Origin of the sequence: Streptomyces thermovulgaris (genome assembly GCF_002155915.1) — a bacterium.
In the GTDB taxonomy this organism is placed as follows: Bacteria; Actinomycetota; Actinomycetes; order Streptomycetales; family Streptomycetaceae; genus Streptomyces; species Streptomyces thermovulgaris.
In genome coordinates this window covers 1-5,893 of sequence record NZ_MUME01000318.1, presented here as the reverse complement: position 1 = coordinate 5,893, position 5,893 = coordinate 1, and the positions used below count along the sequence as shown (strand labels likewise).

The following is a 5,893-nucleotide window of genomic DNA, read 5'->3' as shown; positions in this document are numbered from 1 at the left end:
CCCCGGCGTCCGGCCGGGGTGCGTCCTTCTCGAGCGTGGCCGTGGCCGACGTCTTCCGGGAGGGCAGGGGCCCTACCGGTTCCGTACGGGCCTGCCCGGCGGGCCGGGGCCGTGCGGGCGGACCGGGTTCCGGCTCCGCCTCGGCCAGCACCGACTGCGGCAGGAGCACCACGGCCGTGGTGCCGCCGTACGGGGAGCGGGTGAGGGTGACCCGGATGCCGTGCCGGGCGGCGAGCCGGCCCACGACGTACAGGCCGAGCCGTTCGTGCCGGGTGGGGTCGAAGGCGTCGGGGCGGGTGAGGGTGAGGTGGGCGTCCCGGAGCTGGTCGTCGTCCAGGCCGAGGCCCCGGTCGTCGATCTCCAGCACGAATCCGCCGGGGGCCCGCTCGGTGCGCAGGGTGACCTGTGTGTGCGGCGGCGAGAACACCGTGGCGTTCTCCAGGAGTTCGGCGATCAGGTGCACCACGTCGGCGACGGCGTCCGCGGCGATGCCCACCGGGGGCATCGGCGGGATCTCCACGCGTGCGTAGTCCTCGATCTCGCTCACCGCGGAGGACACCACGTCGGCGATCGGCACGGGCCGGCGCCACCGGCGTCCGGGGGCGGCGCCGGAGAGGATGATCAGGCTCTCCGCGTGGCGCCGCATCCGGGTGGTCAGGTGGTCGATCCGGAACAGCGCCTCGAGGACGTCCGGGTCGTCGGTGCGCCGTTCCAGGGTGTCGACGAGCTTGAGCTGACGGTGCACCAGCGCCTGGTTGCGGCGTGCGATGTTGAGCAGGACGGCGAACTGGCCGCGGCGCAGGCCGGCCTGTGTGACGGCGGCCTCGATCGCGGCGAGCCGGGCGGTGTTGAAGGAGCGGGCGACCTGGCCGATCTCGTCGGGCCGTGACTCGAGGCCGGAAAGCGGCGGTGCCTCGGCGGCCGCGTCCACCTTCTCGCCCGCGCTCAACCGGGCCATCACCTCGGGCAGCTGCCGGGTGGTCAGCAGATCGGCGGCGTCCCGCAGCCGCTCCAGGCGGCGCGAGATCCGCCGGGCGCCGCGCACCGCGAGCCACAGCGACAGTCCCATGGCGGCGAGTCCGAGCACACCGGCCACGGCGGCCTTGGCCAGCTCCCGGTAGGCGAACGCACGCCCGCGCGCGGCGGCGTTCCTGGCCGACTCGGTGCACAGCTCCATGTAGCGCCTGACGGCCCGGTCGGTGGTGGTCCGCCAGGAGTCGGCGGCGACGGCCCGGCCCGCGCCCTGCGCCCCGGCCCGCAGCAGGGCGTCCTCGCCCCGGGTGAGCTCCCGGTGCACCTCTCCGCGCCGGAACTCCTCGAACAGGGCCCGTGAGTCGCCGGGCAGGGCGGGCACATGCGTCCGTTCGAAGACCCGGCGGTCCTCGATGGTGGCGGTGAGCATGGCGTACTGCGCGTCGGTCAGGGTGCCGGCGGCCCGTGCCCCGGCGACGAGCGCGTCCTCGCGGGAGACGAACTCCCTGACCCGCACCAGTTCGATGACGACCTGGGCCTCCCGCGCGAGTTGGCCGGCCTGCAGGGCGGTGAGCGCGGACTGGACCGAGAAGCCGGGCTCGATCAGGGCGTCGTACTCGGTCACCGCCCGGTCCCAGGTCAGACGCCGGGCCAGGACGCGTTCGCGCAGGTTCTCCAGCCGGCCGGCGACGGTCAGCATCTCGTCGAGGACCTGCCGCTGCCGGTCGGTGAGCCGGCTGCGGTCGCCGCCGCGGATCGCGTCGCGCATCGCCGTCACGGCCCGGTCGGTGCGCCGCTGCTGCCGGAGCAGGTCGACGGCGGCTCCCGTGCGCGGGCCGCCGCCCAGATAGGCGGCGGTGAGCCGGCGTTCGATCTGGATCTGCCCGATCGCCGTGTCCACGGGGGTGCCGAAGTCCTCGTACACCCCCTGGAGCCGGATCAGTGCGCGCAGGTCGCCGGTGACCGACACCATGGCGAAGCTCCACAGCGCCGTCATCGCGGCCGCCGGAGCGAGCACGAGCGCCACGATCCTGGCGCGGACGGTGGTGAGACGGCTGATCGGCCGGCGCATGGTCTCCCCCGGGCGACGGGACGGTCGCACGGCGGGGCGGCACGCGGTGGCCGTCACCGGCACCGCCCTCGCGTGTTACCGCCGAGTAAATGAGTGCCGGAGACCCTACCGACCGGCTATCGGTGCCGCAATGGTTACCTGAAGTAACTCTCGGTGCGGAAGGCCCCGTTCGCACGGAGACAGGACCGCAGGGCCGGCCGGGGGGCCACTGTGCGGCCCGGGACGCCGAAGACGCGCACCGGCGGCCTTCGGCCGCGGGCGCCCGCCGGGACGGCGGGGCGGATCATCTGGGCGCGCCGGAGGAGAACCGGCGCAGCAGCGGGGAGAGCACCAGGACGGACTTGGTGCGCTCCACGAACGGCTCGCCGGCGATCCGCTCCAGGACCCGCTCGAAGTGCCGCATGTCGGCGGCGAAGACCTGGGCGATCGCATCCGCCTCCCCGGTGACGGTGGAGGCCGACACGACCTCCGGGTAGCGTTCCAGGCCGCGCTGGATGGTCTCCGGCGAGGTGTTGCTGCGGCAGTAGATCTCCACAAAGCCCTCCGTCTGCCAGCCGAGCGCCGCCGGGTCGACCCGGACGGTGAAACCGGTGATGGCTCCGGTCGCCCGCAGCCGGTCCACGCGCCGTTTGACGGCGGGCGCGGACAGGCCGACCAGCTGCCCGATGTCCGCGTAGGAGCGTCGGGCGTCCTCGGCGAGGGCGTGCACGATGCGTTCGTCGAGATCGTTCAGCACGGGTCGTCGGTCACTTCTTCGGGCCGGGTCGGTTCTCTGCCGTCGCGGGGCTCGCAGGAGCCGCGAGACGGGAACGGCGGAAGCCGTACAGGAAGTAGAACACGAGCCCGACGGCCATCCAGATTCCGAAGACCGCCCAGGTGACGGCGGACAGGCTGCCCATCATCCACACGCAGAAGCCGAAGCCCAGCGCGGGCAGCAGCGGGGACAGCGGCACCCGGAAGGTGCGGCGCATGGCCGGGCGGGTCCGGCGCAGCACCACGACGGCCACATTGACCAGTGCGAAGGCGAACAGGGTGCCGATGCTGGTGGCGTCGGCGAGCTGGCCCAGCGGGACGGCGGCGGCCAGGACGCCGCAGAACAGGGCGACGACCAGCGTGTTGTCGCGGGGCGCGCCGCTTCTCGGGTGGACCCGGGAGAACGCCTTCGGCACCAGGCCGTCGCGGGACATCGCGAACAGGATGCGGGTCTGGCCGTAGAGCACGGTCAGGACCACGCTGGCGATGGCGACGACCGCGCAGAACGCGAGCAGGGTGCCCCAGAAGGTCTGCCCGGTGACCTCGCGCATGATCTGGGCGAGCGCCGCCTCGGAGCCGGTGAAGTCCTGCCAGGGCTTGGCGCCCACGGCGACGGCCGCGACCAGGACGTAGAGCACGGTGACGATCAGCAGCGACAGCATGATGGCGCGGGGCAGGTCGCGCTGGGCGTCCCTGGCCTCCTCGCCGGCGGTGCTGGCGGCGTCGAAGCCGATGTAGGAGAAGAACAGCGTCGCGCCGGCCGCGCTGACCCCGGCCATGCCGAGCGGCATGAAGTTCTCGTAGTTGCCGGAGCGGAAGCCCAGGATGCCGACGGCGCAGAACAGCACCAGCGCGCCGACCTTCACGACGACCATGACGGTGTTGGCCCGTGCGGACTCCCGGGCACCGCCCAGCAGGAACACCGTCGCGAGCAGGACGACGAGGAGCGCCGGCAGGTTGAAGACGCCTCCGTCGCCGGGCGGCGCCGACAGGGCGGCCGGGAGGGTGACGCCGACGGTCCCCCGGAGCAGTTCGTTGAGGTACTCGCCCCAGCCCACGGCGACGGCGGCCACCGACACACCGTACTCCAGGACGAGACACCAGCCGCACACCCAGGCGATCAGCTCGCCCATCGTTGCGTACGCATACGAGTAGGAGGACCCGGAGACGGGGATCGTGCCGGCCAGTTCGGCGTAGGACAGGGCCGAGAAGAGCGCCGTCAGACCGGCGATCACGAAGGAGAGCGTGATGGCCGGGCCGGCCTTGGGCACGGCCTCGCCGAGGACCACGAAGATGCCGGTGCCCAGGGTGGCACCGATGCTGATCGTGGTGAGCTGCCACAGTCCCAGGGACCGCCGCAGCTGTCCGCCCTCGCCCTGTCCGCCCTCCGCGACCAGGCGTTCCACGGGTTTGCGGCGCATCAGACGGGCACTCAGGGACGGGGCGGAGGCGGTTCCGCTGTTGTTGGGGGGAACGCCTTGGTCGAGCACGCGCGGCTCCTTGTCACTGCGGGTCACAAAGGGCGGGACAGGTGGCGGGGGCCGGTGATGCCCCGTCCCGTGGTGACCCACCGAGCGGGGTCGTCGCCACGCCGTTCGTCGCGCAGAACCCCATGGGGCACGGTTCACGGGCGTAATGCAGCAACCTTGCGCATCGGAACAAGATCGTTGCGTCCCTCGCGGCCGGACCGGGCATTCGTTGCGCGGACGGATCGATTGTTGCGCAGGGCGGCCGCGGCGCGTGCGCGGGGGCCGCCCGGCCGGGTGCGGCCCCGCCGTCCCGGGAGGCGGGAGGGCGGGGCCGCAGCGGTCAGTTCCAGCTGGCGTGCAGCGGCTTGCCCTCGGCGTAGCCGGCCGCGCTCTGGACGCCCACGACGGCCTTCTCCGCGAACTCCTCCAGGGTGGCGGCGCCGGCGTAGGTGCACGCGGAGCGGACGCCCGCGACGATCGAGTCGATCAGGTCCTCGACTCCCGGGCGCTCCGGGTCGAGGAACATGCGGGAGGTGGAGATGCCCTCCTCGAACAGCGCCTTGCGGGCGCGGTCGTACGCCGACTCGTCCGCGGTGCGGTGGCGCACCGCGCGGGCGGAGGCCATGCCGAACGACTCCTTGTAGGGGCGGCCGTCCGCGTCGTGCTGGAGGTCGCCGGGCGACTCGTAGGTGCCGGCGAACCAGGAGCCGATCATCACATTGGACGCGCCGGCCGCGAGCGCCATCGCCACGTCGCGCGGGTGGCGGATGCCGCCGTCGGCCCACACGTGCTTGCCGTGCTTCCTCGCCTCCGCCGCGCACTCCAGGACGGCGGAGAACTGCGGGCGGCCGACGCCGGTCATCATGCGGGTGGTGCACATGGCGCCCGGTCCCACACCGACCTTGACGATGTCGGCGCCCGCCTCGATCAGGTCCCTGACGCCTTCGGCGGAGACGACGTTGCCGGCCACGACCGGCACCCGCGGGTCGAGGTCGCGGACCAGCTTGATGGCGTTGATCATCGACTCCTGGTGGCCGTGCGCGGTGTCGATGACCAGGGTGTCGACGCCCGCCTCGAGCAGCTGCCGGGCCTTGCCGGCCACATCGCGGTTGATGCCCACGGCGGCGGCGATGCGCAGCCTGCCGTTCGCGTCGGTGGCCGGGGTGTAGAGGGTGGCGCGCAGGGCGCCCTTGCGGGTGAGGATGCCGGCGAGCCTGCCCTCCTTGTCGACGGCCGGGGCGTAGCGGCGGTTGGCGGTGTCGAGGGTGTTGAAGGCCTCGCGCGGGTCGATGTCCGCGTCGAGCAGCAGCAGGTCCTTGCTCATCACCGCCTCGAGCTGGGTGAAGCGGTCGACGCCGGTCAGGTCCCGGTCGGTGACCACGCCGACGGGCCGGTGGTGCTCGTCGACGACCACACCGGCGTTGTGCGCGCGCTTGGGCAGCAGGGCGAGGGCGTCGGCGACCGTCTGGTGCGGTGCCAGCACGATGGGGGTGTCCAGGACGAGGTGGCGGTCCTTGACCCAGGAGATCACGTCGGTGACGACGTCGATCGGGATGTCCTGCGGAATGACCACCAGGCCGCCGCATGGCCGAGACCGTGGCCCGTCGCGGCGGCCTGGTGGTCATTC

3 protein-coding genes and 1 pseudogene are annotated in these 5,893 nt (G+C 73.0%); all 4 read right to left on the bottom strand.

What is annotated here, in order from left to right:
• The coding region (locus CCN35_RS22205; RefSeq protein ID WP_086794053.1) for a sensor histidine kinase at positions 1-2,044 on the bottom strand (2,044 nt) is incomplete at its 3' end.
• A gap of 283 nt (positions 2,045-2,327) precedes the next feature.
• The gene (locus tag CCN35_RS22200; protein WP_067397697.1) at positions 2,328-2,780 is read right to left on the bottom strand and encodes an Lrp/AsnC family transcriptional regulator; all 453 of its coding nucleotides are present in this window, start codon (positions 2,778-2,780) and stop codon (positions 2,328-2,330) included.
• Positions 2,781-2,790: 10 nt separating this feature from the next.
• On the bottom strand, positions 2,791-4,287 hold the full coding sequence (locus tag CCN35_RS22195) for an amino acid permease (RefSeq protein WP_067397698.1): 1,497 nt from the start codon (positions 4,285-4,287) through the stop codon (positions 2,791-2,793).
• Positions 4,288-4,606: 319 nt separating this feature from the next.
• Positions 4,607-5,851, bottom strand: a pseudogene (locus CCN35_RS22190) (GuaB1 family IMP dehydrogenase-related protein); the annotation flags it as partial.
• Between the last annotated feature and the right edge of the window lie 42 nt (positions 5,852-5,893).